At 67.1% G+C, this 26,103-nt stretch carries 26 protein-coding genes and 1 tRNA gene; 17 read left to right on the forward strand and 10 right to left on the reverse strand.

Going from position 1 to position 26,103, the window contains the following annotated elements:
- Positions 1-84: 84 nt before the first annotated feature.
- The 3 genes from ACFWUR_RS15290 to ACFWUR_RS15300 are packed head-to-tail and all read right to left on the reverse strand — an operon-like array spanning position 85 to position 2,189.
- The gene (locus ACFWUR_RS15290; protein ID WP_378907118.1) at positions 85-858 is read right to left on the reverse strand and encodes a DUF72 domain-containing protein; all 774 of its coding nucleotides are present in this window, start codon (positions 856-858) and stop codon (positions 85-87) included.
- A gap of 26 nt (positions 859-884) precedes the next feature.
- Positions 885-1,844, reverse strand: a complete 960-nt coding sequence (locus ACFWUR_RS15295; protein WP_378907120.1) for a TIGR03557 family F420-dependent LLM class oxidoreductase — start codon at positions 1,842-1,844, stop codon at positions 885-887.
- A gap of 21 nt (positions 1,845-1,865) precedes the next feature.
- Entirely contained in the window at positions 1,866-2,189 is a 324-nt protein-coding gene (locus tag ACFWUR_RS15300) for a plasmid stabilization protein (protein WP_378907122.1), read from the reverse strand.
- Between the two features lie 117 nt (positions 2,190-2,306).
- Here ACFWUR_RS15300 and ACFWUR_RS15305 point away from each other — a divergent pair, with 117 nt between their 5' ends.
- The 5 genes from ACFWUR_RS15305 (at position 2,307) to ACFWUR_RS15325 (ending at position 8,212) form a co-directional block, all read left to right on the forward strand.
- Positions 2,307-3,002: a rhomboid-like protein gene (locus ACFWUR_RS15305; RefSeq protein WP_378907124.1), complete on the forward strand. Its 696-nt coding sequence runs from the start codon at positions 2,307-2,309 to the stop codon at positions 3,000-3,002.
- Between the two features lie 292 nt (positions 3,003-3,294).
- Positions 3,295-4,299, forward strand: coding sequence for a YdcF family protein (locus tag ACFWUR_RS15310; RefSeq protein ID WP_378907126.1), 1,005 nt, complete (start codon positions 3,295-3,297; stop codon positions 4,297-4,299).
- Between the two features lie 115 nt (positions 4,300-4,414).
- Positions 4,415-5,317 (forward strand): metal-dependent hydrolase, encoded by a 903-nt coding sequence (locus ACFWUR_RS15315; RefSeq protein WP_378907128.1) that lies wholly within the window; start codon positions 4,415-4,417, stop codon positions 5,315-5,317.
- Positions 5,318-5,370: 53 nt separating this feature from the next.
- On the forward strand, positions 5,371-6,408 hold the full coding sequence (locus ACFWUR_RS15320; RefSeq protein ID WP_378907477.1) for a PDR/VanB family oxidoreductase: 1,038 nt from the start codon (positions 5,371-5,373) through the stop codon (positions 6,406-6,408).
- Between the two features lie 31 nt (positions 6,409-6,439).
- Positions 6,440-8,212: an SDR family oxidoreductase gene (locus ACFWUR_RS15325; protein WP_378907130.1), complete on the forward strand. Its 1,773-nt coding sequence runs from the start codon at positions 6,440-6,442 to the stop codon at positions 8,210-8,212.
- Here ACFWUR_RS15325 and ACFWUR_RS15330 read toward each other — a convergent pair.
- Entirely contained in the window at positions 8,209-8,721 is a 513-nt protein-coding gene (locus tag ACFWUR_RS15330) for a hypothetical protein (protein WP_378907132.1), read from the reverse strand. The two genes, ACFWUR_RS15325 and ACFWUR_RS15330, sit on opposite strands and share 4 nt — an antisense overlap.
- A gap of 480 nt (positions 8,722-9,201) precedes the next feature.
- Here ACFWUR_RS15330 and ACFWUR_RS15335 point away from each other — a divergent pair, with 480 nt between their 5' ends.
- Entirely contained in the window at positions 9,202-10,206 is a 1,005-nt protein-coding gene (locus tag ACFWUR_RS15335; protein ID WP_378907134.1) for a zinc-binding dehydrogenase, read from the forward strand.
- A 396-nt stretch (positions 10,207-10,602) separates the two neighbouring features.
- A tRNA-Ile gene (locus ACFWUR_RS15340) sits at positions 10,603-10,676 on the forward strand.
- Between the two features lie 139 nt (positions 10,677-10,815).
- Here the strand turns inward: ACFWUR_RS15340 and ACFWUR_RS15345 are convergent.
- Positions 10,816-11,292, reverse strand: coding sequence for a DUF1772 domain-containing protein (locus ACFWUR_RS15345; RefSeq protein ID WP_378907136.1), 477 nt, complete (start codon positions 11,290-11,292; stop codon positions 10,816-10,818).
- 155 nt (positions 11,293-11,447) lie between these two features.
- Positions 11,448-12,020, reverse strand: a complete 573-nt coding sequence (locus tag ACFWUR_RS15350; protein WP_378907138.1) for a TetR/AcrR family transcriptional regulator — start codon at positions 12,018-12,020, stop codon at positions 11,448-11,450.
- A 126-nt stretch (positions 12,021-12,146) separates the two neighbouring features.
- Between ACFWUR_RS15350 and ACFWUR_RS15355 the strand changes: the two genes are divergently transcribed.
- Positions 12,147-13,166: an aldo/keto reductase gene (locus tag ACFWUR_RS15355; protein ID WP_378907140.1), complete on the forward strand. Its 1,020-nt coding sequence runs from the start codon at positions 12,147-12,149 to the stop codon at positions 13,164-13,166.
- A gap of 60 nt (positions 13,167-13,226) precedes the next feature.
- Here ACFWUR_RS15355 and ACFWUR_RS15360 read toward each other — a convergent pair whose 3' ends face one another.
- Positions 13,227-13,754: a nitroreductase family deazaflavin-dependent oxidoreductase gene (locus tag ACFWUR_RS15360; RefSeq protein WP_378907143.1), complete on the reverse strand. Its 528-nt coding sequence runs from the start codon at positions 13,752-13,754 to the stop codon at positions 13,227-13,229.
- Positions 13,755-13,941: 187 nt separating this feature from the next.
- On the opposite strand from ACFWUR_RS15360, the gene ACFWUR_RS15365 reads away from it, so the two are divergent.
- The 6 genes from ACFWUR_RS15365 to ACFWUR_RS15390 all read left to right on the forward strand — a co-directional run bounded on the left by ACFWUR_RS15365 (position 13,942) and on the right by ACFWUR_RS15390 (position 19,409).
- Entirely contained in the window at positions 13,942-14,868 is a 927-nt protein-coding gene (locus ACFWUR_RS15365) for an ABC transporter ATP-binding protein (RefSeq protein ID WP_378907146.1), read from the forward strand.
- Entirely contained in the window at positions 14,865-15,677 is an 813-nt protein-coding gene (locus tag ACFWUR_RS15370; RefSeq protein ID WP_378907149.1) for an ABC transporter permease, read from the forward strand. The genes ACFWUR_RS15365 and ACFWUR_RS15370 overlap by 4 nt, the downstream gene beginning before the upstream one ends.
- Positions 15,677-16,816, forward strand: coding sequence for a sensor histidine kinase (locus tag ACFWUR_RS15375; RefSeq protein ID WP_378907151.1), 1,140 nt, complete (start codon positions 15,677-15,679; stop codon positions 16,814-16,816). The genes ACFWUR_RS15370 and ACFWUR_RS15375 overlap by 1 nt, the downstream gene beginning before the upstream one ends.
- The gene (locus tag ACFWUR_RS15380; RefSeq protein WP_378907154.1) at positions 16,813-17,433 is read left to right on the forward strand and encodes a response regulator; all 621 of its coding nucleotides are present in this window, start codon (positions 16,813-16,815) and stop codon (positions 17,431-17,433) included. Before ACFWUR_RS15375 ends, ACFWUR_RS15380 begins: the two co-directional genes overlap by 4 nt.
- Positions 17,434-17,510: 77 nt before the next feature.
- Entirely contained in the window at positions 17,511-18,728 is a 1,218-nt protein-coding gene (locus ACFWUR_RS15385; RefSeq protein WP_378907479.1) for a VWA domain-containing protein, read from the forward strand.
- Between the two features lie 192 nt (positions 18,729-18,920).
- Complete coding sequence (locus ACFWUR_RS15390) at positions 18,921-19,409, forward strand: FBP domain-containing protein (RefSeq protein WP_378907156.1); 489 nt, start codon at positions 18,921-18,923, stop codon at positions 19,407-19,409.
- 161 nt (positions 19,410-19,570) lie between these two features.
- Here the strand turns inward: ACFWUR_RS15390 and ACFWUR_RS15395 are convergent, their stop codons facing one another.
- Positions 19,571-19,843, reverse strand: a complete 273-nt coding sequence (locus ACFWUR_RS15395) for a hypothetical protein (protein ID WP_194828569.1) — start codon at positions 19,841-19,843, stop codon at positions 19,571-19,573.
- A 206-nt stretch (positions 19,844-20,049) separates the two neighbouring features.
- On the opposite strand from ACFWUR_RS15395, the gene ACFWUR_RS15400 reads away from it, so the two are divergent.
- Positions 20,050-20,340 carry a hypothetical protein gene (locus ACFWUR_RS15400; protein WP_378907161.1) on the forward strand — a complete coding sequence of 97 codons (291 nt, stop codon included), beginning with the start codon at positions 20,050-20,052 and terminating at the stop codon, positions 20,338-20,340.
- On the opposite strand, the gene ACFWUR_RS15405 is transcribed toward ACFWUR_RS15400, so the two are convergent.
- On the reverse strand, positions 20,337-22,160 hold the full coding sequence (locus ACFWUR_RS15405) for a TerD family protein (protein WP_378907164.1): 1,824 nt from the start codon (positions 22,158-22,160) through the stop codon (positions 20,337-20,339). The two genes, ACFWUR_RS15400 and ACFWUR_RS15405, sit on opposite strands and share 4 nt — an antisense overlap.
- Positions 22,161-22,359: 199 nt before the next feature.
- Here ACFWUR_RS15405 and ACFWUR_RS15410 point away from each other — a divergent pair, with 199 nt between their 5' ends.
- Positions 22,360-22,854, forward strand: a complete 495-nt coding sequence (locus ACFWUR_RS15410; RefSeq protein ID WP_378907167.1) for a hypothetical protein — start codon at positions 22,360-22,362, stop codon at positions 22,852-22,854.
- Positions 22,855-22,857: 3 nt separating this feature from the next.
- On the opposite strand, the gene pabB is transcribed toward ACFWUR_RS15410, so the two are convergent.
- A complete protein-coding gene (gene pabB, locus ACFWUR_RS15415) occupies positions 22,858-24,909 on the reverse strand; it encodes an aminodeoxychorismate synthase component I (protein ID WP_378907170.1) in 2,052 nt (683 codons plus the stop codon).
- Positions 24,910-24,987: 78 nt separating this feature from the next.
- Between pabB and ACFWUR_RS15420 the strand changes: the two genes are divergently transcribed.
- Positions 24,988-26,043 carry a phosphotransferase family protein gene (locus ACFWUR_RS15420; RefSeq protein WP_378907173.1) on the forward strand — a complete coding sequence of 352 codons (1,056 nt, stop codon included), beginning with the start codon at positions 24,988-24,990 and terminating at the stop codon, positions 26,041-26,043.
- Positions 26,044-26,103: the final 60 nt, after the last annotated feature.

The raw sequence follows: 26,103 nt of genomic DNA on the forward strand, positions 1-26,103 counted from the left end.
CGAACGTCGCGTCGATCGCGACGCTTTCGAGGCGGGGTTCGTCGTTGCCGGGGCCGAGCGATAGTCAGCGCCCCGGCCCGCCGATCAGGCTGCGGCGGTGCCCACATCGGGTACGCGCGTCACATCGGCGCCCGCGGCCGCGGCGAGGTGGGCGAAGGTGACGGCATCACGCACCGCCGCACCGCCGTGGTCGTTGTTGAAGTAGACGTAGCTGTCGTCGTCGGCGGACCAGGTGTCGAGCAGCCGATGCGCCCAGCCGCTCAATGCCTGCTTGCCGTAGGACGGCGGGGGAGTGGCGCGGCCGGCGTGCAGACGCAGATACGCCCAGTCGGTGGTCCGCCAGCGGGGCGTGATCGGCCGGGAACCGCGATCAGCCCAGGTCAGCGCCGCACGGTGGGATTCCAGCACGGCGCGGACCTCCTCGGTCCACCACGAATCGTGGCGCGGCTCCACCGTCACCCGCACGGAAGCGGGAAAACAGCCGAGGCAGTCGTCGAGGAGTTCGGGATCGGCCCGCAGGGTCGGCGGCAACTGGAGCAGGATCGGACCGAGCCGATCGCCCAGTCCCGCGGCATGATCGAGCAACCGCTGCACGGGTTCGGCCGGGTCACGTAACCGCTTGATGTGGGTGAGATAGCGGCTCGCCTTCACCGCCATCACGAAGCGGCCTGGTGTGCGGTCGCGCCAGTGCGCGAAGTTCTCCCGACTCGGCAATCGATAGAACGCGCTGTTCGATTCGACGGTCGCGAACCCCTGTGCGTACTGCTCGAGCCACCGCCCGGTCGGCAACCCGGGTGGATACAGCACGCCACGCCAGTCGCGGTACTGCCAGCCGGAAGTGCCGACGTGCATGGTCATCCGGCCTCCCGTCCGCCCCGCGTTGCTCAGATCTCCGAGCGCAACAGTGGCTGGAGTTCGCTGCTGTAGAAATCGAGGAAGGCGTCCATGTCCGGGCCCGCGTTCATCAGCACCACGTGATCGAAGCCCGCGTCGACGGCCTTACGGACCGCCTCGACGTAGCGTTTCGGATCATTGCCGCAGACAAAGGATTCGAGCATGTCGTCGACTCGAACGGTGCTCGACGCGGCAGCGAAGTTCGCCGGATTGGGCAACTCGCTCATCACCTTCCAGCCGCCGGTCGACCACCGGTTCGTCGAGAGCGCGGCTTCGGCGCCCTCGCGATCGGTGTCGGCGAAGGCGACACCGACTTCCACATAGCGTGGACCCGAGCCGCCTTCCTGCTGAAAGGTCTGCACGAGTTCAGGGTTCGGTTCGGTGGCGAACAGCCCGTCACCGAGTTCGGCGGCGATCTTCGCCGCGCTCGGCCCGCCCGCGGCCACCGCGATCACCGGCAGCTTCTCCGGCAGATCGAACACCCGCGCATCCGAGAGCTCCAGGAACTCGCCGTAGTAATTGCGGTAACCGCCGCGCCACAGCAGCCGGATGATCTCGAGCGCCTCACGCAACATCCGCTGACGGATCAGCACCGGCGGGAATTCGTGGCCGACAATGTGTTCGTTGAGCCGCTCGCCCGAACCGATACCCAGGGTGAACCGCCCGTCGGAAACCAGCGCCGTGGTGGCGGCGGCCTGGGCGATGATCGCCGGGTGATAGCGAATGATCGGGCAGGTGACGCCGGTGGCCAGCCCGATCTCCTGCGTGCGGGCCGCGATCGTGCCGAGGACCGTCCAGGCGAACGGTGAGTGGCCTTGATCCTCGAGCCATGGATGGAAGTGGTCGCTCATCTCGACGAAATCGAAGCCGACCTCCTCGGCCCGAACAGCCTGTCGAACAAGCTCTTTCGGGCCGAAAGCCTCGGCCGCCAATTTGAATCCGAGCTGCATGGCGAACCTTTCGCAGTAGGGTCAGCCGCGGCCGAGGGCGTGGGCGAGTTCCTGCTTGTTCATCTTGGATCGGCCGTCGATATTGCGGCGACGGGCTTCCTCGTAGAGCTGGTCGCGGGTCTTGCCGCCACCCTGTGTGCGTTGACCGCCCCGTTGCTGCGAGGAACCGCCGGAGCGCGACGACTTACCCGACCCCTTCGTCTCGCCGTGCTGCGCGCGGGTCTTGTTGACCGTTCGGGCGGCGATCTCCTCGGCCCGCTCCTCGCTGCGGCCACGATCGCGTTCGGACTTCTTGATGTCCTTGTACTGGCGTTCGCGTTTGTCACTCCACGCTTGCTGGGGCATAGCCTGCTCCTGTTCCGGTAGAGGGCTTTGTGTGCCGCCTACCCGGGGACCGGTCGAGGAAACAACTGCTGGGCGAGGATGACCGGAACCGTGCTCGAGGACTGGCAAACTGGCGTCGTGAGCGCCTCGGGTAGCGTGCGGTCGGCCGCGGCTGCGGTGTGGGGGTGGATCCGCAGCGCCCCGGGGACATATTTGTGGCTGGCAGCGTTGAGCGTGACCACAGCGATCGAGAATCGGCTCTCGCCCGAGGAAGCCAGAATCTGGCTCGGGCACCGCTCCACCAACCTCGATCGCCTCGGCGAGGACCCGATCCGCGTGTTGATCGGCAGCGCGTTCTGGATCGATGGTGGCGGATGGCTGGTCTACGCGGTGCTGTTCAGTCTTGTGCACGCCAATGCCGAACGATGGCTCGGCACCGTGCGGTGGCTGGCCGTGGTCGTAGTCGCGCATGTCGGCGCCACTTATCTCAGCCAGGGATTGTTGCTCTTGGCGATCCGTCAGGACAGAGCCCCGGAGCGGGCGGCGTTCGTGCTCGACGTGGGCGTCAGTTACGGGTTGGCGGGCGTCGCGGCCGTACTGGCCTATCGGATGGTTCTTCCGTGGCGGGTGCCGTACGTGCTCGGCGTGCTCATGATCTGCGTACCACCGGTCTTCGTGGGCCGGACGTTCACCGATGTGGGCCATGCGGGGGCGGCCTTGATCGGCTTCGCGTGCTATCCGCTGACGCGAGGGCGAGACAGCCGTTGGAATCCGAGCACGCGGTGGCGAGCGTTCGTGGCACGCCGTCGGGGCCGCCACAGGCACCGCGACTGACACAACGATGGCGTCCAGCCGGCAACGGAGGGCGCCATCGTCTCTCTGGATCAGACGAAGAATTCGAAGATCATAGTAGCCAACCACTGGAAGAAGTCGATGACCATGATCACTCACCTCCTTAGCTCTGTACCCGGTTGGTTACCGGTCAGCGGTCGCGGACGGTGGCGTTGCTACGTCATCATTATTGCTGGTAGGCGAACTGCTGGCCGTATATACCGAGGATACCCACATGTGGATCAGCAATAACGTGGCGAATCGAAATCGCCGAGGGTGCGGCTAGGGTGAACCGGTGATCTTGCTGGCGATAGGTGTGGTTCTGCTCGGTGTCTTCGCGCTACGTTTCCGTCAGGAGCGGCGCCGATTCGGCAACGGAGTGCTGCTGCTGCTCGGAATGCTGTGTGTGGGCGCCGCGCTGATCGGCTCGGGCGCCGAGGGGGCCGGGCCCGAAATGCTGGTCTTCTTCGCACTGGCGCTTTCTCCGCTGCTCGTGTTGGTGTTGGCCGGACTGCTGATGCTCAACGGTGTGGTGATGTTGCGTCGCGAGGGCGTGCGCCTTGCGAACCTGCTCTCGTTCGGGCTCGGGGTCGCGCTGCTGATTCCGTACGTCCTGCTGGTGGTGGCCGTGATGGCCGAGTGGGCGGTGATCGGGGTGTTGCTGCTGGCCGTGGTGCTCGTCGCCGCGTACCTCGGTTTCGTGCTCGTCGCGTTCCTGCTCTATTCGGTCGTCTACGGCCGGGTGACCCGCACCGACGACGCCGTCGCGATCGTGGTGCACGGCTCCGGCCTGCTCGGTGACCGGGTCCCGCCGCTGCTGGCGAACCGACTCGACCGCGCGCTGGAAATCTGGCGCACCGCCGGTGCGCGCGGTCCCGCGCCGCTGTTGGTGACCAGCGGCGGGAAGGGCTCCGACGAGAAGGTCGCCGAGAGCACGGCCATGGCCGCCTACCTCGTCGAACACGGTGTGCGCGACGACGAGATCCTGCGCGAGGACCGCTCGACGACCACCCGCGAGAACCTCCTGTTCAGTCGGGAACTGCTCGCCAGGCAGGGGATCGAGAGCCGCATCCTGCTGGTCACCAGCAATTTCCACGTGCTCCGTACCGCTCTGCTCGCCCGCTCGGTCGGTATCGACGCCCAGGCCGTGGGCGCGCCGACCGCGCGCTACTACCTGCCCAGCGCCGTGCTGCGTGAGTACGTCGGGATTCTGGTCGAGTACAAGGTGGTCAATGCCGTGATGTGCGGATTGCTGGTGGCGGCGCCGATCGCGCTGGCGATCTTCGGCGAGGCGATCTGACGCAGTTAGGTGTTACTTCTCGTAATGGATAGTTGTATCCTCGGAACTACCGAGAGGACGCAACGTCGCATCCTCGGGCACGACAGGCACGTGCGCGGTTGATCGAGGAGTATCGATGAAGTTACTTCGCTGGAAAACCCACCATCCGGAGATCGATCCGGGCACGGTCGCGCTGCACGCGCGCAATGTCGCCTTCGATTGGTCGGGCGTAGACCTGCAGTGGATGTCCGCCGAACCGATCGCCGGTCACCTGATCAGCGCGCTGAACATGCTGCTGCCCGAGGGCGAGCGCATGTTCATCGAGACCTATCGCGAGGCATTGCCCTACGTCAAAGACGAGAAGCTGCGCGAGGACATGCTCGGTTTCATCGGGCAGGAGGCGATGCACGCGCAAACCCACGGCAAGGTGCTGGAGGAGGTCTTCACCGCGCACGGCGTCGACGCCGATCCCTATCTGCGGCAGATGGAATACCTGTTCCGTATCTCGCTCGGACCGCGCGGCGACGACGATCGCGCCGGCCGGCAGATGCTGGTCGAACGCCTCGCCTTCATCGCCTGCCTGGAGCATTTCTTCGCCTGGCTCGGCGATTGGATTCTCAACGCCGACCTGGAGAAGTTCGGCGCCGACCCGCGGATGGTCGATCTGTTCCGCTGGCACGGTGCCGAGGAGGTCGAACACCGCAATGTCGCCCACGATGTCGCGGAGTACTTCGGAGTCGGCTACGTCCGTCGCTGCGCGTCGATGACGCTGGTGTTCCCGATCTTTCTCGTCGTGCTGGTCCGCGGCGCGCGGTTCCTCGTGCAGCAGGATCCGCAGTTGCCCGATCAGGGCTACACCCGGTTGCTCGCCGGGGTGTTCGGCGCGATGTGGCGAGGTGCGCTGCCCGGCGTTCCGTCGTTGCTGGCCAGTGCGCTGTCGACCTTCCAGCCCGGCTACAACCCACAAACCGTCGGCTCCACGGCACAGGCCATCGCGTATCTGGCCGCCTCGCCCGGCGCTCGCGCGGCAGCGTCGTGATCACCCGCGACATCCCCGCCGACCTCTACGGCAAGTACCGCCACGATCCGGCGATGAAGGTCATCGACGCCATCGCGGCCACCCGATTGCGCTGGAGCGCGCTGGTCAATCGCGGTGATCTGCGATCGCGCGTCGACGACCGCCGCCTGTCCGTAGTCGTGACCGAACGCCGGATCGAGGCGCACGATCAGGACGTGGTGAGTCTTCGCCTCGAAGCCCCCGACGGCCGCGTGCTGCCGCGTTGGCGGCCCGGGGCGCACCTGGACCTGGAATTGCCGTCGGGTCGACTGCGGCAGTATTCGCTGTGCGGCGATCCCGCCGACGAGCGCGCGTATCGCATCGCGGTGCGCCGCATCCCCGGCGGCGGTGGCGGCTCGCTCGAGGTGCACGACAATCTGGCGGTCGGCACTCGCCTGGTGGTGCGGGGGCCGCGCAACGCCTTCCCGTTCGCCGTGCCGGGACACGGATCACCGTCGCGACGACTGCATTTCGTGGCAGGCGGGATCGGCATCACCCCGATTCTGCCGATGGCTCGGCTCGCACACCGGCTCGACGTGCCGTGGACGCTGATCTACAGCGGGCGCAGTCGCGACACCATCCCGTTTCTGACCGAGCTCGAAGGCTTCGGCGCGCGGGTCGTCGTGCGCACCGATGACGAACACGGCCTGCCCGTTGCCGCGGATCTGCTGGCCGGAGTCGGTCCCGGCACCGCGGTCTACGCGTGCGGCCCGACTCCGATGACCTCGGCGGTCGTCGCCGCGGTGCGCGAGATGCCCGATGTGGAACTGCATTTCGAGCGGTTCTCCCCGCCGCCGATCGTCGACGGAACGCCGTTCGAGATCGAGTTCGCCTCCACCGGCGCGGTGGTGACGGTCGATGCCGACCGCACGGTGCTCGACACGATCCTCGATTCCCGTCCCGACCAGCCCTACTCGTGCAGGCAGGGCTTCTGTGGCACCTGTGTGGTGCGGGTCCGGTCGGGCGAGCCGGACCATCGCGAGACCGCGCTCTCCGATGCCGACCGTGCCGAGGGTGCCATGCTGGCCTGTGTATCCCGTTCCCGCGGTGCGCGATTGGTGCTCGACCTGTGATTTCCCTGCTGGACAAGGAGTCCGAAAGATCATGACGAACGACAGCCCGCAACCCGCGAATCAGCGCACCGTCCGCAGCGGTGACTTCGACATCGCCGTGTTCGAATACGGCGACCCGGCCGCCGACACCGTCGTGCTCGTGCACGGTTGGCCGGACACGCATCACCTGTGGGACAGGGTGATTCCGCTGCTCACCGAGCGCTTCCATGTAGTCGCCTACGACACCCGCGGGCACGGCGCGTCCACTCGCACCCAGCGCACCGAGGACTTCCGCCTCGACGAACTCGCGCGCGACTTCTACGCCGTGCTCGACGCGGTGAGTCCCGACCGCCCGGTGCATGTGCTCGCCCACGACTGGGGTTCGGTGCAGGTGTGGGAGGCGGTGTGCGAACCGCGGGCAGGCGAGCGCGTCGCCTCGTTCACCTCGGTCTCGGGGCCCAACCTCGACCACCTGTCCAGCTGGGTGCGCGACCGGCTCTCCCGCCCCACCCTGCGCAATGTGTGGCAGCCGATGACCCAGCTGGCGTCCTCGGCCTACACCTTCTTCTTCATGACACCCGGGCTGCCGCGCGCGACGTTCAACGCCATCGGCACCGAAAAGCTCTGGCAGCGCGCGGTTTCCATCATGAACGACACCCCCGCCGCCAATGTGAAGCTCGGTCCGACATTCCGTCGCGACATGGTCGACGGGCTGCTCATCTATCGCGCCAACATCGTGCAGCGCATGCTCGCTCCGCGGGAGCGCCGCACCGAGGTGCCGGTGCAGTTGATCGTGGCGCAACGCGACGTCGCCGTGCGGCCCGCGGGATACGACGACTCGGACAGATGGACCGACCGGCTGTGGCGTCGCGATGTGCCCGCCGGGCACTGGATGCCGTTCTCGCATCCGGAACTCCTCGCGACCGCGACCACCGAGCTGATCGACGCGCTCGACGGGAGCAGCGTCCCGCGCGGACTGGCGAGGGCCGAAGTGGGTTCCGCGCGAAGGGAATTCGAACACAAGCTGGTGGTCGTCACCGGTGCGGGTAGCGGCATCGGCCGCGAGACCGCGCTCGCGTTCGCGCGCCTCGGCGCCGAAGTGGTGATCTCCGATGTCAACGAGCTCGCCGCCAAGGCCACCGCGGAACTCGTCGCTACCGAAGGCGGTGTGGCGCATTCCTATGCGCTCGATGTGTCCAACGAGGACGCGGTGCGCGCGCACGCCGACACGGTGATCGCCGCGCACGGTGTCCCCGATGTGCTGGTCAACAATGCCGGTGTCGGCCAGGCGGGCGGATTCCTCGACACACCGTCGGAGGAGTTCGACCGCGTGCTGCGGATCAACCTCGGCGGTGTCGTCAACGGCTGCCGGGCGTTCGGTGCGGCGATGGCCGACCGCGGGCTCGGCGGGCACATCGTGAACCTGTCCAGCATGGCCGCCTACAGCCCGCAGCGCGACATGGCGGCCTACGCCACCAGCAAGTCGGCGGTGTTCATGTTCTCCGATTGCCTGCGTGCCGAACTGGCCGACCGTGGCATCTCGGTGTCGACCGTGTGCCCGGGCATCGTGCACACGAATATTGTTGCCACCACACGTATCTCGGGCGTTTCGGTCGAAGAGGAAGCGGCCGCGCAGCAGAAGTTCGACAAGCTCTACGAGCGGCGCGGTTACACCCCCGACCGGGTGGCGGCGCAGATCGTGAAGGCGGTGCGGACCGGGCGCGACATCGTGCCGGTGACGCCGGAATCGTGGGTGCAGTACCGGCTCAACCGGATCGCGCCCGGCGCGGTGCGGTTCGCCGCACGCCGGATGAAGCTGGTCTAGCTCGGCTCCGCCCGGCGCAGTCGCTCCTCCACGGCGGCGACGTGCCGGGCGTCCACGCCCCACGGATCCTCGACGCCCACCGTGCGGTCCAGGTCCCACAGCACGCACTCTTCGTCCGGTCGCGCCACCAACGACCAGGCGACCACGGTGCGGCCCAGTTGTTCGACCATGGTGCCGTGGTTCTGCGTGCTGTCCCCGACGCCCTCGGGGAAATGGTGCAGGAACCGTCCGTAGGCCTGCTCGCAGAATTTCGCGTAGATCTGGGTGCAGAGGATGAAGCCGTGCCACGCCTCGTCGACCGCGTGCGAGGGCATGCCGATCACCTGGTCGTCGCGGATGGCCGCACCGCAGCACCGTAACCATTGGCGCAGACCGGTTTCCACGCGATCACGAGGCTGCCAAGGCGAGGTCTTGAAGATCGCTTCGGGCAGGTGCAGGGCGGCGACCGCGCGGTCGACGGTGGGGAGGTCGACCTGCCGTCTGCCCGGCCGGGGAAAAGAGAACGCCACAATTCACTGTAAGGCCACTGGAGGAGGGGTGCCGTAGGTCGGTTCGGGCGTTAGCCTGCGGGCATGGTGATGACGCTCGTGATCGTGCTCTTCTTCGCGGCTGCCGGTATCGGCGTGGTGGTGACGGTGACGGCGCTGTTGATCTCGAAGTCGAGTCAGCCGCGGGGTGCGCGGCCGCTGGATCGACGATGGGTGGCGGGCTCGGCTGGGATGACCGGCTACGTCGACGGCACTTCGGGTCAGCCCTGGGACCCGGGCAGTCCTGGCGGCAGTTGCGGTGGGGGCTCGAACAGTGGCTGCGGCGGCGGGAGCGGCAGTAGCGGTTGTTCTGGTGGGAGTAGCAGCAGCTGTGGAGGCGGCAGCAGTAGCAGCTGTGGTGGCGGGTCCTGATCGAGTGACCCAGGTCCCACTGCTCTTGACCTGAACTTCACTCGAGGTTTCATCATTGACTCGTTCGGTCAACGCTACGAAGGAGTCACCATGCGTGCAGTGCAGGTCAGGGAATTCGGTGGGCCAGACGTGCTGGAGGTGCTGGAACTCGCCGCACCGCAACCGGATTCGGCCGAAGTGGTCGTCGACGTCGAGGTTGCCGACGTGATGTTCCTCGACGCCCGGCTGCGCGGCGGGTGGGGTCGGGACTACTTTTCGCTGAGCCTGCCTTACATCCCCGGTGGCGCGGTCGGTGGCGTGGTCAGCGCGGTCGGCACCGGAGTCGATCCCCGCTGGCTCGGCAAGCGTGTCGTCACCCAGACCGCCGCCAGCGGCATCGGCGGGGGACTGCCCATCGGTGGCTACGCCGAGAAATCCTTGGCCAAGGCCGCCACCCTGACCGAGATCCCCGACGGACTGACCACCGAGCAGGCCGTGGGCCTGGCCCACGACGGCCGCACCGCCCTCGCTGCCTTCGACAAGGCCGCGGTGCAACCGAATTCGTGGGTGTTGATCACCGCCGCCGCAGGCGGTCTCGGCACCCTGCTCATCCAACTGTCTCTCGCAGCGGGCGCACGGGTTGTCGCCGCAGCCCGTGGACCGGAAAAGCTCGCGCTCGCAACGCGATTGGGTGCCACCGCGGTGATCGACTACTCGGTCGACGATTGGGCGGCCCGAGTTCGCGAGATCACCGGCGGGGGAGCAGCAGTCGTGTTCGACGGAGCGGGCGGCGCCCTCGGTGGCGCGGCGCTGACCGCCGTGGCCGACAAGGGGCAGTTTCTCGGATATGGCTCTGCTGCAGGTGATTTCGCGAATGGTGACGACGATGCGGCCGCCGCCCGGGGTGTGGCGGTGCTCGGCCTGTTCGATATCGCCGACGAGGACGTCGACTGGGCCGGTCTCACTTCTCGCGCTCATGCAGCAGTAGTCGCGGGATCGCTGGAAGTCGTGATCGGGCAAATCTTCCCGATCGATGAGGTGCGCCGCGCTCATGCCGCGATCGAAAGCCGTTCTGCCCTCGGACGTACCGTGTTGACGATCGGCGCGTCATTGTAACTTATTGTGCGCCGCAACGGAATACACGTTAAGTTATGTTCTGTGCAGGGACTGATTATCGTCGCAGTGATAGCTGCGGTTCTGTTGTTGGTAATAGGAGTGATCAAGTTGGCCAGCAACCCAGGGGGCAGTATCGAACGTCGCGATCGCGAGATTCGAGCACGGGTTGGCCAGCGAGCCGAGCGCTCGTAACCCCTACCCTGGGTGTAGCACCACAACGGCGATCGGTCGCCGCGTCTTCCCCTCGAAGCCGCGACCCCGATCGCCGTTCCTGTACCCACCCACCTTCGTTCGATCCGCATCACCCGGCCCGCTCGACACGACCACCGCGTCAAGTGGTCAACCCCACGCTCGGCCGGGTACCATGCGACTCGCCCGCGGAGACCCCCGCGGCGAGGGGCGGTAGCTCAGTCGGTTAGAGCCGCGGACTCATAATCCGCTGGTCGTGGGTTCGAGCCCCACCCGCCCCACTTTCCCTCCACCCACCGTCGGCGCCGTCACTGAGCACCCGCGATGGCCGACTATTTCGCGCGTCGACTGGTGAAGTCGAAGGATTTGCCGTCGATGCCCAGGGGATGGTCGGTTCGGGTGAACGCGGATGACCCCGTGTCAGAACAGGATCAGCGCGACGCACAGTCCGGCTATGGCGATGAACTGCAGGGTGACGCGGTATTTCAGGATGCTGTCCCATTTGTCTTGCAGCGCACGGGCATCGGCCGGAATGATGCCGCTCTGGGCGGCGGCGGTCTGCTGGGTGTTGATCGGCTTGGCGATGCGGACGTAGAAGGTGAGCCAGGTGAGCAGTGCTGTCACTGTGATCGCTGCCGCGACGGCGGCGCCTATCCGGGCGGCTGACAGCGCGATCAGCAGTGTGAGCACCGCGGTGATCACGCCGCTCACTCCGATGATCGGCATGCGCTTGTCGCCGTAGTAGTGACCCCATCCCGCACTGATGGTCACGGTCGCGTCGTCGAGCCTGCGGTACACGGATCGGGTGATCACGGCCCCGCAGACGTCGGTGCCGTAGGCGATGGCATTGGTGAGAACGGCGATGGTGGCGATGATCTGGCCGGTGACAATGAGCATTTCGGCTTCCCTCCTGAATTCTAGCGTCGCTAGAAGATTGAGCGAAGGTAGCATTCATCGCGCTAGCCTGTCTAGCGTTGCTAGATTTTGGTGGGCGGAGGCGGGTTCGCCGAACATCGCCGACTCATCGGGGTCGGTTGTGTGCTCCAGCGCGTCTATTTCGTACCCAGGCCCGCGATGAGGAGGGTGACCATTCGTCGTGGGTTGTAGCGGGGTGTGCTACCGCCGATGCAGAGGTTGCCGACAGCGCGCAGGAGTTCGTAGGGATCGGTGTCGGGGTGGATTTCGCCGGTGGCGGTGGCGGCGGTGAGCAGGGCCTCGCAGGTGGGGACCAGGCGGTCCAGGAAGTAGGTGTGGAGCGTTTCGAAGGCGGCGGCGTCGGATTGGAGTGCTTCTGCCAGGCCGTGTTTGGTGGTGAGAAAGTCGGCGAAGAGGGTGATCCACTCATCGAGCGCCGCGTGCGCGGAGCTGTGGGCGGCGAGGAGGGCGGGGCCGGCTTCGGCGCACGCTTCGACCTGGTGTCGGTAGACGGCGACGATGAGGTCGGCGCGGGTGGGGAAGTGGCGGTAGATGGTGCCGACGCCGACGCCCGCGCGGGCGGCGATCTCGCGGACGGGTACATCGACTCCCGAGGCGATGAAGGCGGCCGCGGCGGCGTCGAGGAGTGCTTGCTGGTTGCGCCGGGCGTCGGCGCGTTTGCGCGGGGCCTCGGTCGGGTTGTCGACCACGGTCGCGAAACCTCCCTCTTGGCAAACGGAACAGTGTTCCGTATGTTGGTTAGCGGAACACCGTTCCGCTTGGGTAAGGATGCCAGAACCGGCGAGCCGAACCAAGGTCTTCTGAGAGGAACCGCCATGCAGTACCGCACTCTGGGTCGGACCGGCGTTCAGGTCAGCACGCTCGTGCTCGGCGCGATGAACTTCGGCACGCTGGGAAAGTCCACGCAGGACGAGGTCACCGCGATGATCGATGTCGCTGTCGAGGGCGGCATCAACCTCATCGATACCGCCGACATGTACGGGCAGGGTGAATCGGAGGAACTGGTCGGCAAGGCCATCGCGGGCCGCCGCGACGACATCGTGCTGGCCACGAAGGCGAGCATGCCGATGGGCGAGGAACGCAATCATCGCGGTGGTTCGCGCCGCTGGCTGACCACCGCGCTCGATGCCAGCCTGCGCCGACTCGGTGTCGATCACGTCGACCTCTATCAGATCCACCGCTGGGATCCTCGAACCAGCGACGAGGAGACCCTCTCGGCGCTGACCGATCTGCAGCGCGCGGGCAAGATTCGCTACTTCGGATCCTCGACCTTCCCCGCCTACCGCATCGTGCAGGCGCAATGGGCAGCCGGAGAGCGCCGCCTGAGCCGCTATGTCACCGAACAGCCCAATTACTCGATCCTGCAACGCGGCATCGAAGCTCATGTCCTGCCGGTGGCCGGGGAATACGGGCTCGGCGTCCTCGCGTGGAGCCCGCTGGCCTCGGGTTGGCTCTCGGGCGCCATTCGCGCCGACCGCGAAATAACCACCAGTCGTTCAACATTCATGCCCGACCGCTACGACAAGGCCACCCCGACCAACCGCGCCAAGATGGTCGCCGTCGAACAATTGGCGACGGTAGCCGATCGAGCGGGCCTGACCCTGATCCAACTGGCCCTGGGGTTCGTCACCGCCCACCCCGCCGTCACCGCTGCCATCATCGGCCCCCGAACGATGAGCCACTTGCACAGCCAACTGGCCGCCGCCGACATCGTATTGTCGGCCGATGTCCTCGACGCCATCGATGAGATCGTCGCCCCCGGCGTAGACCTCGCCCCACACGAAAAGCACGACACCCCGCCGTCTCTGCTCGATCCGTCCCTGCGTCGTCGATGACGAGAGGCAGGCCGGTGCCACGCAACCGGGGGCATCGAGAAGGTGGAATGCCGAGGTGAATCAGCCGCGTGGGGTGAGGATGACGATCGGGATCGTGCGGTTGCCCGCGTGGCTCTGGAAGAACTCGTAGGTCGGGAAGGCCTCGACGAATTTCGGCCACAGCCGGTTTCGTTCGGCCTCGGTCGCCACGCGGGCTCGGACCGGGTGCAGGTCCGCGTCGATGCGGATCGTGGTGTCCGGGTTGGCTTTCAGATTGTGAAACCAGGCCGGGTGGGTCGGCTGGCCTGCCTTGGATCCGGCGATGGCGATGATGTCTGCGTCCGCGTGGTACATGACGGGTGAGGTTCGGTGGGTGCCGGTCTTGGCGCCGACGTGATCCAGGAGCAGGATTCGGGCATCCGGGTAGGCGGGGAAGCGGCCGCCGATTCGGCCGTTGGTCCGGCGGTAGAGGGCCACATGGATTTTCGTGGATCGGCGGCCCAGGTAGATCCCGTGCCTGCTCGTGAACCGGGAGCACGATCGAACCAGTCGAGCAGCCAACGGCCTTGTGGTCTCGCGCCCGGGATCGGCTTCGTTCGGATCGCTCATTGCCCCTCCGATGATCGGTCTACTACGACCAATAGTAGACCGATCGCCGGTGGGCGGTCGGTGAATGTCGGACTCCGAACAATCGGCGACCGATGACTTATGTCATGGCCGACCCATGTGAATTCCATCGGAGATCGGTGACTGCGCTTACTACTGGTGACGCGCCGTGTCGAGCACCGTAGAAGGCATGAGAAACACAGACGTCATCACCGCACGCGGGCTGCGCCGAACGTACGGGCGCGGCGACGACGCCTTCGAGGCCGTCAGAGGTGTGGACCTCGAGGTGCACGAGGGGGAGGTGTTCGCGCTGCTCGGGACGAACGGCGCGGGCAAGACCTCGACGCTCGACATGCTGGAGGGACTGATCGCCCCGTCGGCGGGCGAGGTCGAAGTGTTCGGCCTCGACCCGCTCCGCCACCGCGACCAGGTGCGCCCCCGGGTCGGCATCATGCTGCAGTCCGGTGGGCTGCCCGCCGAGCTCACCGTCGCCGAGACGCTGGAGATGTGGCGCGGAACCTGCACCGATCCGACGACAGTCGACGCCGTGCTGGCGCAGGTCGGCCTGACCGATCGCGCGGGCGTGCGAGTCGGCTCGTTGTCGGGGGGTGAGCAGCGGCGCGTCGATCTGGCCTGTGCCCTACTCGGGCAACCGCGTCTGCTGTTCCTGGACGAACCGACCACCGGGCTCGATCCGGAAAGTCGTCGTGGGACATGGCAATTGCTCGCCGACCTCAAAGCGTCGGGGGTGACGATGGTCCTCACCACCCACTATCTGGACGAGGCCGAAGCGCTCGCCGATCAGATCGCGATCATGCACAAGGGCGCGGTCGCCCGCAGGGGCACGCTGCGTGACATCGTCGACGACCACCCGGCGCGGATCGTCTTCGACCACCCGGGCCTGCCGGTGCCGCAGTTGCGCGGTGCAGACATCGACGCACAGGCCCGAGTCACCGTCAGTACCAACGATTTACAGGGCCACCTGTTCGAACTGCTCGGCTGGGCACGCGAAGCGGGCGTGCGCTTGACCGGGCTCGAGGCGCGCGCGGCCTCCCTGGAATCGGTCTTTCTGGATGTCGCCGAATCCAACACTCCCACCTTGATCGGAGCACGATGACCACCACCTTGCCCGCCAACGGATTTCGCCGTCGACCACTCACCGCTCTCGCCAGGGCGGAGTGGTTGCAGTTCCGGCGCAACAAGACTCTCGTCTACATGGCGACGGTGTTCCCGATCGGAATTCCGTTGGCCACCTTCCTCATCGCCCGCAAAGACACCGAGCCGACTGCCGCCGTGGCGGCAGTGACCTTCGAATTGCTCGCGATGCTCGCCCTGCTGTTCGTGCAGTACTACTCGGTGCTCTCGATGGTGACCACCCGTCGCAGCGAAGGCGTGCTGAAACGGCTGCGCACCGGTGAGGCCGCCGACTGGCAGATCCAACTCGCCCCGGCCGTACCCGGCGCCATCATGACGCTCGCGTGCACCGTGGTGGTCACCGTGGCGGTCTACGGCGCCGGCACGCCCGGCCCCGTCAACTTCCTGGCGATCGCGGTGGCACTCGTCGGCGGAACGGCGCTGTTCTCGCTGCTCGCCCTGGCGACCAGCGCGTACACCAAGAACGCCGAGGCCGCGCAGATCACCTCGCTGCCGGTGATGATCGTCGCGATGCTGGGCATGGGCTCCATCCGCAATGTGCTGCCCGACCGGCTGGCGCAGGTGGCCGAGTGGACTCCTTTCGCGGCTGTCTCCGATCTCATCTCCCTCGGCGCGGCGGGCAAGCTGTCGACGGTCACCGAATCCGACATCACCCTCAGCTTCGTGGACACGGTCACCGAATCCGTCCGGCCGTTTGCGACACTGGCGCTATGGACCGTGGTGGCGCTCGTGCTGACCCGCAAGAGCTTCCGCTGGGACGACCGCGGGTGATGCGCGCGACCGCCTGGTGGCACGAGCTGTCGGGGTCGGCCAAGTTCCGGCTCTACTCACGGCTCACGTTCCAGGCGGCCATCGCCGGTCTGGTCGTCGCGTTGGCGATGTCCGACGACTCGATGTTGGCGGTGGTCGTGATCATCGTCGCCGGTATCGCGGCGATGCTCGCGGTGGAGGCGCAACCCGACTTCGCCACCGTGCCCGGTGTGGTGGCACGGCCGCGGATGCTGCCGCTCGCCACCGCGACACTGGTCGTGATCTGGGTGGCCGGCGGAATCGTCGCCCATGTCGCCGCCGACGAGTCGACTGTTGTCAGCGCGCGCGTGGTCGGTGTGTCCGCGGCCCTGCTGACGATCTTCTCCGTGATCGCGTTCACCCGGCACAAGTGGTGGATTCTGATCGGCCTGAGCGTGGCCACCCCGCCGGTGCTGGCGGCACCGCTGGAAGCGGGACTGAAGGGCACCGCGACGTTGCTGCTCGCGGGGGTGTTCGCGATCGCGTTGACGCTGCTCACCGTGTGGGCGCTGGGAATCATCGACGAGTTGGAACGGACCAAAGAGGTCGAGGCGCAACTGCGGGTCGCCGAGGAGCGGCTGCGCTTCTCGCGCGACCTCCACGACGTCGTCGGCCGTGGATTCTCGGCCGTCGCGGTGAAAAGCGAACTGGCGATGGCGCTGTTGCGCGCAGGTGATGCCGATCGCGCGGTCTCGGAGATGGAAGAGGTCAGAACGCTGGCGGTCGAATCGATGGGGCAGATGCGCACGCTGGTGCGCGGGTACCGCAACATCGACCTGCGCGGCGAGGTGGCCGGGGCGCGTTCGCTGCTGTCCGCGGCGGGGTGCCGACTCGTCGTCGAAGGCGATGCGGCCAAGATTCCCACCGCGTTCCATGAGGTCGCGGCCTGGGTGGTGCGCGAGGGGACGACCAACATCGTCGAACACTCCGCGGCGACGACCGCGACCCTCACCCTCGGCGGGGCGGGGATGTCGCTGCGCAACGACCGCCCACAAGGCTCGATCGGTGAACGATCCGGGCTGCGCGGGCTCGGCGAACGACTCGCCGCCGTCGGCGCGACTCTCGACATCGCCATGTCCGACGACGAGTTCATCCTCGAAATCCATTGGGAGAATCAGTGATTCCGGTATTCCTCGCCGACGACGAAACCCTCATCCGCGCCGCGATGGCGACGATGCTCGGCCTGGAACCCGATCTAGAGGTCGTCGCCCATGTCGGCTCCGGCGCGGAACTCGTCGCCGCGTGGCGGCGCAGGGCCGAGGCGGGCGAGCCCGTCGCGGTCGCAGTCATCGATCTGCAGATGCCGGGCATCGACGGCATCGACACAGCGATCGAACTGCTGCGCACGACCCCCGGCGCGGGCACGGTGATCGTCACGAGTCACGGCAGACCCGGCTATCTGAAACGCGCGCTCGCCGCGGGCGTGCGCGGGTTCCTGCCCAAGACGACCTCGGCGGCGACGCTGGCCGAGGTGATCCGGTCGGTGCACAACGGTGGCCGATACGTCGATCCCGAACTCGCGGCCGAAGCCATCAGCGCCGGGGACACCGTCCTCACCGCCCGCGAGGCCGACGTTCTCGAATTCGCCGCCGACGGTGCCTCCGTGGACGACATCGCCAAACGCGCACACCTCTCGCCGGGCACCACCCGCAACTACCTGTCCTCGGCCATGACCAAGCTCGGAGTGTCCAATCGCTACGAAGCGGCCCTCAAAGCGCGCGAGAAGGGCTGGATCTGATCGGTTCTCGCCTAGGGTGTGGGGCATTACGGCCGAGCACGGAGCGAGATGAGGGGGCCGCAGTGGCTGCTGCGCTGATGAAGGGGCAGAACGCCGGACTGGCGTCGGCCGAGGTGGTGCTGTCGGTTCGCGGTGGCGTCGCTGCCGATCTCTCGGCACTGCTGGTGACCGACGCGGGAAAGGTTCGCTCGGACGCGGACTTCGTCTTCTTCAATCAGCCGCAGGCGCCGGGTGTTCGGCTCACCGGTGCCGGACTCGAGGTGTCGCTGGCAGCCGTGCCGGGCGAGATCGCGCAGATTCGCGCGGTGATCACTGCTGCGGCAGCCGGCGAGACGTTCGCCAGCGCCGACTCTCCGGTGGCGACGGTCACTGATCGCGCGGGAAATGTGTTGCACGAGTATGTGATCGACGGGCTCGATCGGGAATCTGTGGTCATCGCGCTCGAACTGTATCGCCGGGGCGAGCAGTGGAAGGTCCGCGCTGTGGGGCAGGGATACGCGGGCGGTTTCGCCGACCTGGTCACCGATCACGGGGTGAGCGTCGACGACGAGCCGGATGTTGTCGCGGTGCCCGAAGTGCGGACCGTGCCGGGGGAGGCGGCGCTGTCTTTCGAGAAGCGGCAGAAGCTGGACATGCGCAAGCGGGAAGTCGCGAAGGTCCTGATCGACAAGAGCGCTCTCGGAGCCAGGGCCAGGGTGGTGCTGGTGATCGACAAAACGGGCAGCATGCAGAAGATGTACAGCGGCGCGACCGTGCACCGGGTCGTCGAACGGATGATCCCGGTCGCCACCCAACTCGACGACGACGGCACGCTCGAGGCCTACCTCTACGCGCTGAGCTACACGAAGCTGCCCGACATCACCGTCGCGGGCGGTGAGCAGTGGGCCAAGACCTACCTGCACCTCAAGGGCACCCACCAGGGCATCGACTACGACGCGATCGGCGGCCGCAACGACGAACTGCCGATCATGCGCGCGGTCATCGACACCTTGACGACCGAGCCCACCCTGGTGCTGTTCTTCACCGACGGGGGCTTCGCGAAGAAGCGCGAGATCGCCGCCCTGATGCGCGAGGCCGCCCAGCTGCCCGCCTTCTGGCAGTTCATCGGCCTCGGCACCGCCAACTTCGGTGTCCTGCGCACCCTCGACGAACTCGATGGCCGCGTGGTCGACAACGCGGGGTTCTTCGCCCTCGACGACATCGACCGGGTCGACGACGCCGAGCTCTACCGCCGCCTGCTCGCCGAATTCCCGGACTGGCTGCGCGCCGCGCGTGCGGCGGGAATCATCCGCTGACAGCCAGCCCCTCACCGGCTCGGTCGATCACCTCGTCGAGGGTTCCGCGCGATCGCAGCAGGTCGGCTACCCTGCTCGCGTTCGAGGCGCGGTGAGTTCTCCTCGCCCGTGCTCGGAAATCCGCTTGTCAGCGCAGGTGGGGATCGTTAGCGTGTCTACCGTTTGCTGTTCGCAGACGGAAAGGATCGACGCATGGAACCCATTACCGAACGCGACATCAGGTCGTCGTTCGTCAACTGTTCGAAAGGTGACGCCAAGCGGTTGAATGTGCCGCGTGACCTGGGTGAACGGCCCTGGGAGGATCTCGACTTCCTCGGCTGGACCGACCCGTCGTACGCGGGGCGCTGTTATATCTCGGTGCCTCGGGAGGACGGGCTGGTCAGTGTCGCGTTGCGGCACGAGACCGGAGGGTCCGGCAAGACGCAGATGTGCACGATCTGTCTCACCACGCACTCCGGTGGTGGTGTTTCGCTGATGACCGCGAGCAAAGCGGGCGAGTCGGGGCGTAAGGGGAACACGGTCGGCAGCTATATGTGCACCGATCTGGCCTGCTCGCTGTACGCGCGCAACAAGAAGCGGCCCTCGATGGGCAGCCGGTATCGCGAGGATCTGACGCCGGAGGAGAAGGCGCGGCGGGTGGTGGAGAACCTGAACGCCTTCGTGGACCGGCTCTACACCTAGCCGAACCGACCCGCTGAACGACAGGAGGTAGATGCTGTGCGCCGACACTCGACAACCCCGGTGGCCCGAGTTCTGTTGATCCCGACAGAACTCGGGTCGACTCGTTCCTGGCCGGTCGAGGCGGCCCGGGTATCCCGGACCGTCCCGAGTGGAGCAGGAACCTAGAGCATCGCGTTCATGATGGTGCCCGCGCTGGTGGCGACGACGCCGCCGATCATCGCGCCCGCGACCATCTTCGGCGACTGCATCGCACCGCCGGTCCACTTCTCCCAGGCGAACTTTCCGCCCGCGACAGTGATGGCGACGATGCCGGACAACAGGATGAACCAGGTCAGGTAGCTGACCATCTGCATGATCTTGTTCGCCAGGGGTGGCGCTTCGGGGGTCGGATTGCCGATCTGGGCCAAGGTATCGGTGACGGCGGCCAGAAACATGGGGTCTCACTCGGTATCTCGGAGGAACGGAACGACGATGAACTCTGCACCGATGGTATCCGGTCATGTGCGACGATGTCGGTGCCCAGGTCGAGCGAACCGATCGGTTTTGTTGGTGTGCGGGGGGTTCGCGCCCGTATCCTGGACCACGATCCAATACGGCAGGGCTGGAACGCAGTTCGCGTCACGCGATAGGGGAGCAGGCTATGAGCATCATTCTGACGTCGATGGCCGACACCATCACCACGTATGCGCAGATCGGCAATCCGACCCCGGAAGCGCCTCCGCTGTCGGACAAGATCATGCAAATGGTTCAGTACTTGACCTGGTTCATGATCCTGTCGGGTGTGCTCGCCATCACCGTCGCGGGCGGAAAGTTCGCCTGGGAGAAGTGGAACGGTAGCGCCATGGAGTCGCCGAAGATGATCGCGGGCGCGATGATCGGCGGTGTGGTCGCCACCAGCGGTGGCACCATCATGAACGCCATTCTCAGCTAGATCCGAGCGCCTTTGGCGCGATTGCAGCCCCGGCACAGGATCTGCAGATTCGTCACGCTCGTCGCACCACCACGGCTGAGCGGGATGATGTGGTCGAACTCCAGGTAGTGGCCGTCGCCGCACTCGACGCACGCGCCGCCGTCGCGCTGCCACACCTGGGCTTTGACATCCTGCGGGATGCTGCGGCTGTCGAGCTGCCCCGGTGTCAGGACCAGGCGTTTCGCTACGCGCAGCGCGCCTTCCAGTGCCGCCGCCACGTAGTCGGGGTCGGTTACGCCGAAGGTCGCGCCGCCGCGGGCGGAGGTGGCCGCGAGCACAACGGTGCCGTGCTCGGGATGCACCGACACCACCCGGTTCCACGGCAGTTCGATGCCGGTGCCGTCGCCGACGAAGCGCAGTTTCTTGGAGCTGCCGATGAGGCGGCCCTCGGTGTTGCGTGGGCCGCGGGCGAGCATGCGGATGTGGACGGCGGGTAGGTCGAGGTGGACGCGCTCCTCGGGGTCCAGGTGCAGGCCGGGAGTGTTGACGGTGGGCAGTTCGCCGGCGCGCAAGCGGGACAGGGTGCGGCCGCGGTGCATTCGGCGGCGCAGATCGTCGACGATGCCGCCCGACAGCGCCAACTCGCTGACGACGTGTTCGAAAGCGTCCAGTTCGTCGGCGAAAACCTCACCGTCGGCGAAGGCGAAGGCGACCATTCGCTCGATCTGGGTCAGGCCCGCCTCGCGCAGGAGGGTGCGGCCGCGCTCCTCGTCGATGCGCTGGAAGCGCAGGGCTGCCCACACCTCGGTCCATTCCTGCGACATGGTGCCGGGTCCGGCGAGTACGCGCCTGGCTCGGTTGCGCCAGTGGGTGAGGAATTCCTCGATGTCGCCGGCACAGCTCTTGCATTGCACATGACCACCGAACAGCTTGCGCCGCAGCGTGTTGCCGCAGCGTGCGCAGCGAGATCGCTGATCGTGGACGTACGGGCGAACACCGGCGGTCCATTCGGTGCCGTCCCACCAGCGGAGCTGATCGGGTGAGTCCGGGTCGGGGTGCCAGTCGGCGATGTCCGGATCCTGGGGTGGCGGGGGCGGGACGTCGATGACGCGGCGGGCCAGGGCCGGTGGGCGTGGCGATGTCGGTCCGATGGGCGGTGATGCGATCGGATCGGTGTCGGCCGAGTCGTCGAGGTAGGTCGAGGCGTCGTGTCGAGAGGGCCCACTCGCGACGCGGGCGTGCTCGGCGGGGCGCGCGATGTCCGGCGATGGCGCCCGAACCGGTCGCGCGGGCACCCTCGTCCGATCGGCGGACGCGGCGTTGGGGCCCCCGGCGGCGGGTTCGTCCACCGTGACCCCGAATTCACCGGCCAGCCCGGCCAACCCGCCGGACCAGCCCTGGCCGATCGCCCGAAAACGCCAGTGGCCGTCGCGGCGGTAGAACTCACCGAACATCATCGCCTGGACGTCTTCGATGCCGTCGATGGTGAACCGGGCGATCGGGCCGTCGGCGGCGTGCACGGTCAAGGTGAGGTCGGGGAGTTGGTCGAAGGTGGCGTCGTCGAGGGACGCGCTGATGACGATGCGCGCCACGTCGGCCTCGGTGCGGGGCAGCGAAATGCTCAGCCGCGCGGTGCCGGGGGCGGGCTCCTGGTCCAGGGTCACCGCCTGGGAGACATGGCGAGGCGCGTTGAAGAAGACGAAATCCCGGTCGCCGCGCACGAGGCCCGACTCGGTGACCAGCAAGGCATGCGCGTCTACGGAATGCGCAGACCGCCATGAAACGACCACGGCGAGAAGCGATGTCGGGACCGGTGCGTGCGCACCCTTGCGTAGTTCCATGGTGTTCGCATGATGTCATGCCGGTCTGACACAGTTTTGCGGCGCTGGGTCCGAGCGGTGCGGGGGAGTGGGGCCGGGGCTGCGGTCTCAGGTGGTGTCCGGTGTCGTCGGGCGAGTGGGGGCAGGGCTCGGGGTGACACGGGGTGGTGTGGGGGTGTGCTTCCCTGCGTCGGCGGCATCCTTGCGGCACAGTGGTGTCATGACGAACCCGAGGAAGCGGGGGCGCGCGCCGGAGCCCGCTCCGTCGGCGCAGGCGCGGAAGGTGCCGGGCGCCGAGTTGTTGTCGGCCGCTCAGGCCGCGGTGGGCGCCGCCCAGACCGCGGCGGGGCAAGCGATCGACGCCGCGCAGCAGACCGCGGGATACGCCTTCGACGCGGCGGTTCGACTGCCACCGGCCTCGGCGCAGCTGGCGGCGCAATTGCCGGATCTGGTGGAGAACTTGTCGATCGCGGTGGATCGGCTCAACAGCACCATCGATCGGCTCGATCGCACGTTGGCGCTGGCCGATCCGGTGTTCGCCACCTACGATCGCCTGTTGCCGCGGCTCGAGGCGATGATCTCCCTGGGCGAAGACGTGTTCGGCGCGGTCGCGAAACTGCCCGGAGTCGGGCTGCTCGGCCGGATCGCCGGGCGTGGGGGCGAGGAGCCCGCGCCGGAGCCGGAGCCGGACAAGCGCGGGCGCCGTCGGCGGTGAAACTCAGGTTCCGGGCGTGAGCGCGCGGAAGGTCGCCGCCGCTTTGAGCACCATCTCCGCGTACTCGGCCTCGGGATCGGAATCGAGGACGATCGCGCCGCCCGCGCCGATCCGCCACTCGTCGTCGTAGCGGACCGCGGTGCGGATGACGATATTGAGATCGGCGGTGCCGTCGAGGCCGAGGAACCCGATGGTGCCCGAATAGACGCCGCGCGCTTCGGTTTCGGTTTCGTCGAGTATTTCCATGGTCCGCAGCTTCGGTGCGCCGGTCATCGAGCCGCCGGGGAAGCAGGCGCGCAGGCAATCGATCACACCGGTGTCCGGGCGCAGGGTCCCGCGCACGGTGGACACCAATTGGTGCAGGGTGGAATAGGTTTCGGTGCCCATCAGCTTCGGGACGTGTACCGAACCGACTTCACAGACGCGGCCGAGGTCGTTGCGCAGCAGGTCGACGATCATCAGGTTCTCGGCGCGGGTTTTCGGGTCGTCGGCCAGTGCGCGGCGCAGGCTCTCGTCCTCGTCGGCGGTTCGTCCGCGGGGGGCGGTGCCTTTGATCGGCTTGCTCTCGACAACCCGGTCCCGGTCGATCTTGATGAATCGTTCCGGCGAGGAGCAGGCCACGTCCAGACCGTCGAAGCGCAGGTAGGCAGCGTACGGCGCGGGATTGTACCGGCGCAGTCGCCGGTACAGGGCGAGCCCGTCGTCGGGGGCGGCGGCGACCGCGACCGCGTCGGTCAGGCAGATCTCGTAGGACTCACCAGCGTGCAGCCGGTCCTGGCACACCGCGATGTCGGCCAGATAGCGCTCGCGTCCGCGCAGCAGATGTGCCTGCACGGCGTCGGGATCGGCGGGCACGGGCAGGTCGGCCGGGTTGACCCAGGTCGGCAGATCGTCGAGGTCGGCGGCGGTCTCGCGTAGCCACTGCTCGGCGTCGCGCTCGGTGGCGGGTTCGGTCAGGGCCAGCAGGTGGGTCTGTCCGGCTTCGTGGTCGACCACGATCAAGCGGTCGGCGAAAATCCACTGGGCATCGGGGGTGGGGGAGCGGTGGGCATCGCGACCACCACAGTCCGCCTTCACCTCGTAGCCGAGATAGCCGACGTAGCCACCCGCGAAATCGAAGGGCAGCGGCGGGGTTTCGCAGTGCCTGCCCCGGAGCTCGCGATCGAGATAGTCCAGGACCGTTCCCGCGACGGTGCGAGTGCCCGCCGCGTCCGTCACGGTGACGGAGCCGTCGCCGACCCGGTAGCCGACGATTTCGGCGTGCGGGCCGCTCGCATCACCGAGGAAGGAGAACCGGTCCAGACCGGGCTCGACGTGCTCGCTGTCGAGCCAGAACGCGGGCGCGGCCGAGTCGCAGCGGCGCAGGAAAATCGCCTCGGTATCGATGGCGCGCTCGATCACCTTGTGCCGCAAGCGAAACGAGCGCTCGGGTGCGACGGGCGTTGTCGAGGGTCCGCGCACGACCACGGGCGCGGAAACCCGCACACGGGCCTTGGTGAGATCGGCGAAGTTTCGCAGCAGCGCGGCTCCGAATTCACTCGACACCGACTCGGGATGGAACTGCACTCCCCACTGCGGCCGTTGACGATGGCGCACCCCCATGATCACCCCGTCGCTCGTCGACGCGGTCACCTCGAGCGTCGCGGGCAGCGGTTGCCGGGCGGCGAGCGAGTGATAGCGCACGACGGTGAAACCCTGCGGCAGACCGGCGAACAGGTCGCGGTCGTCGTGGCTCACCTGATCGAGAAATCCATGCCTGGCCTGCGGTGCGCGCTCCACGGTTCCGCCCGCGCCGAGCACGATCCCCTGATGGCCGAGGCATACGCCGAGCAGCGGCAGGTCGGCCCGCGCGATCAGCGCGGTCGAGATTCCCATGTCGCGGTCGCGGTCCGGACGGCCGGGGCCGGGCGAGATCACCACGTTGTCGAAGTGCTCGAGATCCACCGGCCCCTCGTCGTTGCGCACGACGGTCGGCTCGCTCCCGTTGACCTCGCTGATCAGCTGATAGAGGTTGTAGGTGAACGAGTCGTAGTTGTCGATCAAGAGCGTGCGCATCGTGGCAGAGACATTACGCCGGGCGTGCGCGTGCGCATTCCCGCGCAGTCCCCAGCGATGTCGGGAAGAATATGCGCCATGGCTGTTTCTCAACCTGTCGATGTTGATCCGGCGATCGTCGATTTCGCGGCGATCGGGCGGTGGATGGACGAACAGGGCTTGCCCGGGACAGAATTCGACGCGGTGACCGCTCTCGGGGGTGGCACGCAGAACGTGATGCTGCGCTTCACGCGAGGCGGACGCGAGTATGTGTTGCGGCGCGGGCCCAAGCACCTGCGCGCCAAGAGCAATGAGGTGATCGGCCGGGAATCGCGACTGCTCGCCGCGATCGCCGACACCGAGGTGCGCTCGCCCCGGGTGATCGCCGCCTGCGACGACGAGTCGGTGATCGGCGCGGTGTTCTATCTGATGGAGCCCATTCGCGGTTTCAACCCACAGACCGAACTGCCCGACCTGCACGCCGGTGACCCCGAGATCCGGCGCCAGATGGGTCTGTCCGCCGTCGAGGCCATCGCCCGCCTGGGCTCCCTGGACTACCAGGCGCTCGGCCTCGACGACTACGGCCGCCCCGCGGGCTTCCTCGAACGTCAGGTCCCGCGCTGGCTGCGCGAGCTCGACTCCTACAACAGCAACGAGGGCTACCCCGGCCCGCAGATTCCCGGTGTCGATCGCATCGGTGACTGGCTCGAACGGCACCGGCCGACGGACTGGATGCCCGGCATCATGCACGGCGACTGTCACCTGGCGAACATGATGTTCGACTACGACGGCCCCGAGGTGGCGGCGATGGTCGACTGGGAGATGTCGACGATCGGCGACCCCTTGCTCGACCTCGGCTGGCAGCTGGCGACCCGGCCCGAACCCGGCACCGTCGGCGCGGGTCTGATGGGCACGCTCGGCACCGTCGGTGGCCTGCCGAGCGAGGCCGAGATGATCGAGCACTACGGCAAGTTCTCCGACCGCGACCTCGGCGCGGTCACCTGGTACACCGTGCTGGCCTGCTTCAAGCTGGGCATCGTGCTCGAGGGCACCTACGCGCGGGCGTTCGCGGGCAAGGCGCCCAAACCTGTCGGCGACTTCTTGCACGCGGTCACGCTGGAGATGTTCGAGCAAGCGAATCAGCTCGCCGAATGATGCCCGGATATCGCCGGAGATTGGCTCGATATTGATGGAGCGCAAGAAGCGGACAATCTA

The sequence above is a fragment of the Nocardia sp. NPDC058633 genome, assembly GCF_042717045.1.
In the GTDB taxonomy this organism is placed as follows: Bacteria; Actinomycetota; Actinomycetes; order Mycobacteriales; family Mycobacteriaceae; genus Nocardia.

Bases quoted from the DNA above. Each gene is read 5' to 3' on its own strand.
- ACFWUR_RS15405 (WP_378907164.1), bottom strand. From the start codon at position 22,160: ATGGAACTACGCAAGGGTGCGCACGCACCGGTCCCGACATCGCTTCTC.
- pabB (WP_378907170.1), bottom strand. From the start codon at position 24,909: ATGCGCACGCTCTTGATCGACAACTACGACTCGTTCACCTACAACCTC.
- ACFWUR_RS15420 (WP_378907173.1), top strand. From the start codon at position 24,988: ATGGCTGTTTCTCAACCTGTCGATGTTGATCCGGCGATCGTCGATTTC.
- ACFWUR_RS15395 (WP_194828569.1), bottom strand. From the start codon at position 19,843: ATGTTTCTGGCCGCCGTCACCGATACCTTGGCCCAGATCGGCAATCCG.
- ACFWUR_RS15320 (WP_378907477.1), top strand. From the start codon at position 5,371: ATGAAGGTCATCGACGCCATCGCGGCCACCCGATTGCGCTGGAGCGCG.
- ACFWUR_RS15385 (WP_378907479.1), top strand. From the start codon at position 17,511: ATGAAGGGGCAGAACGCCGGACTGGCGTCGGCCGAGGTGGTGCTGTCG.
- ACFWUR_RS15315 (WP_378907128.1), top strand. From the start codon at position 4,415: ATGAAGTTACTTCGCTGGAAAACCCACCATCCGGAGATCGATCCGGGC.
- ACFWUR_RS15335 (WP_378907134.1), top strand. From the start codon at position 9,202: ATGCGTGCAGTGCAGGTCAGGGAATTCGGTGGGCCAGACGTGCTGGAG.
- ACFWUR_RS15360 (WP_378907143.1), bottom strand. From the start codon at position 13,754: ATGAGCGATCCGAACGAAGCCGATCCCGGGCGCGAGACCACAAGGCCG.
- ACFWUR_RS15355 (WP_378907140.1), top strand. From the start codon at position 12,147: ATGCAGTACCGCACTCTGGGTCGGACCGGCGTTCAGGTCAGCACGCTC.
- ACFWUR_RS15300 (WP_378907122.1), bottom strand. From the start codon at position 2,189: ATGCCCCAGCAAGCGTGGAGTGACAAACGCGAACGCCAGTACAAGGAC.
- ACFWUR_RS15365 (WP_378907146.1), top strand. From the start codon at position 13,942: ATGAGAAACACAGACGTCATCACCGCACGCGGGCTGCGCCGAACGTAC.
- ACFWUR_RS15375 (WP_378907151.1), top strand. From the start codon at position 15,677: ATGCGCGCGACCGCCTGGTGGCACGAGCTGTCGGGGTCGGCCAAGTTC.
- ACFWUR_RS15390 (WP_378907156.1), top strand. From the start codon at position 18,921: ATGGAACCCATTACCGAACGCGACATCAGGTCGTCGTTCGTCAACTGT.
- ACFWUR_RS15295 (WP_378907120.1), bottom strand. From the start codon at position 1,844: ATGCAGCTCGGATTCAAATTGGCGGCCGAGGCTTTCGGCCCGAAAGAG.
- ACFWUR_RS15325 (WP_378907130.1), top strand. From the start codon at position 6,440: ATGACGAACGACAGCCCGCAACCCGCGAATCAGCGCACCGTCCGCAGC.
- ACFWUR_RS15290 (WP_378907118.1), bottom strand. From the start codon at position 858: ATGACCATGCACGTCGGCACTTCCGGCTGGCAGTACCGCGACTGGCGT.
- ACFWUR_RS15410 (WP_378907167.1), top strand. From the start codon at position 22,360: ATGACGAACCCGAGGAAGCGGGGGCGCGCGCCGGAGCCCGCTCCGTCG.
- ACFWUR_RS15400 (WP_378907161.1), top strand. From the start codon at position 20,050: ATGAGCATCATTCTGACGTCGATGGCCGACACCATCACCACGTATGCG.
- ACFWUR_RS15345 (WP_378907136.1), bottom strand. From the start codon at position 11,292: ATGCTCATTGTCACCGGCCAGATCATCGCCACCATCGCCGTTCTCACC.
- ACFWUR_RS15370 (WP_378907149.1), top strand. From the start codon at position 14,865: ATGACCACCACCTTGCCCGCCAACGGATTTCGCCGTCGACCACTCACC.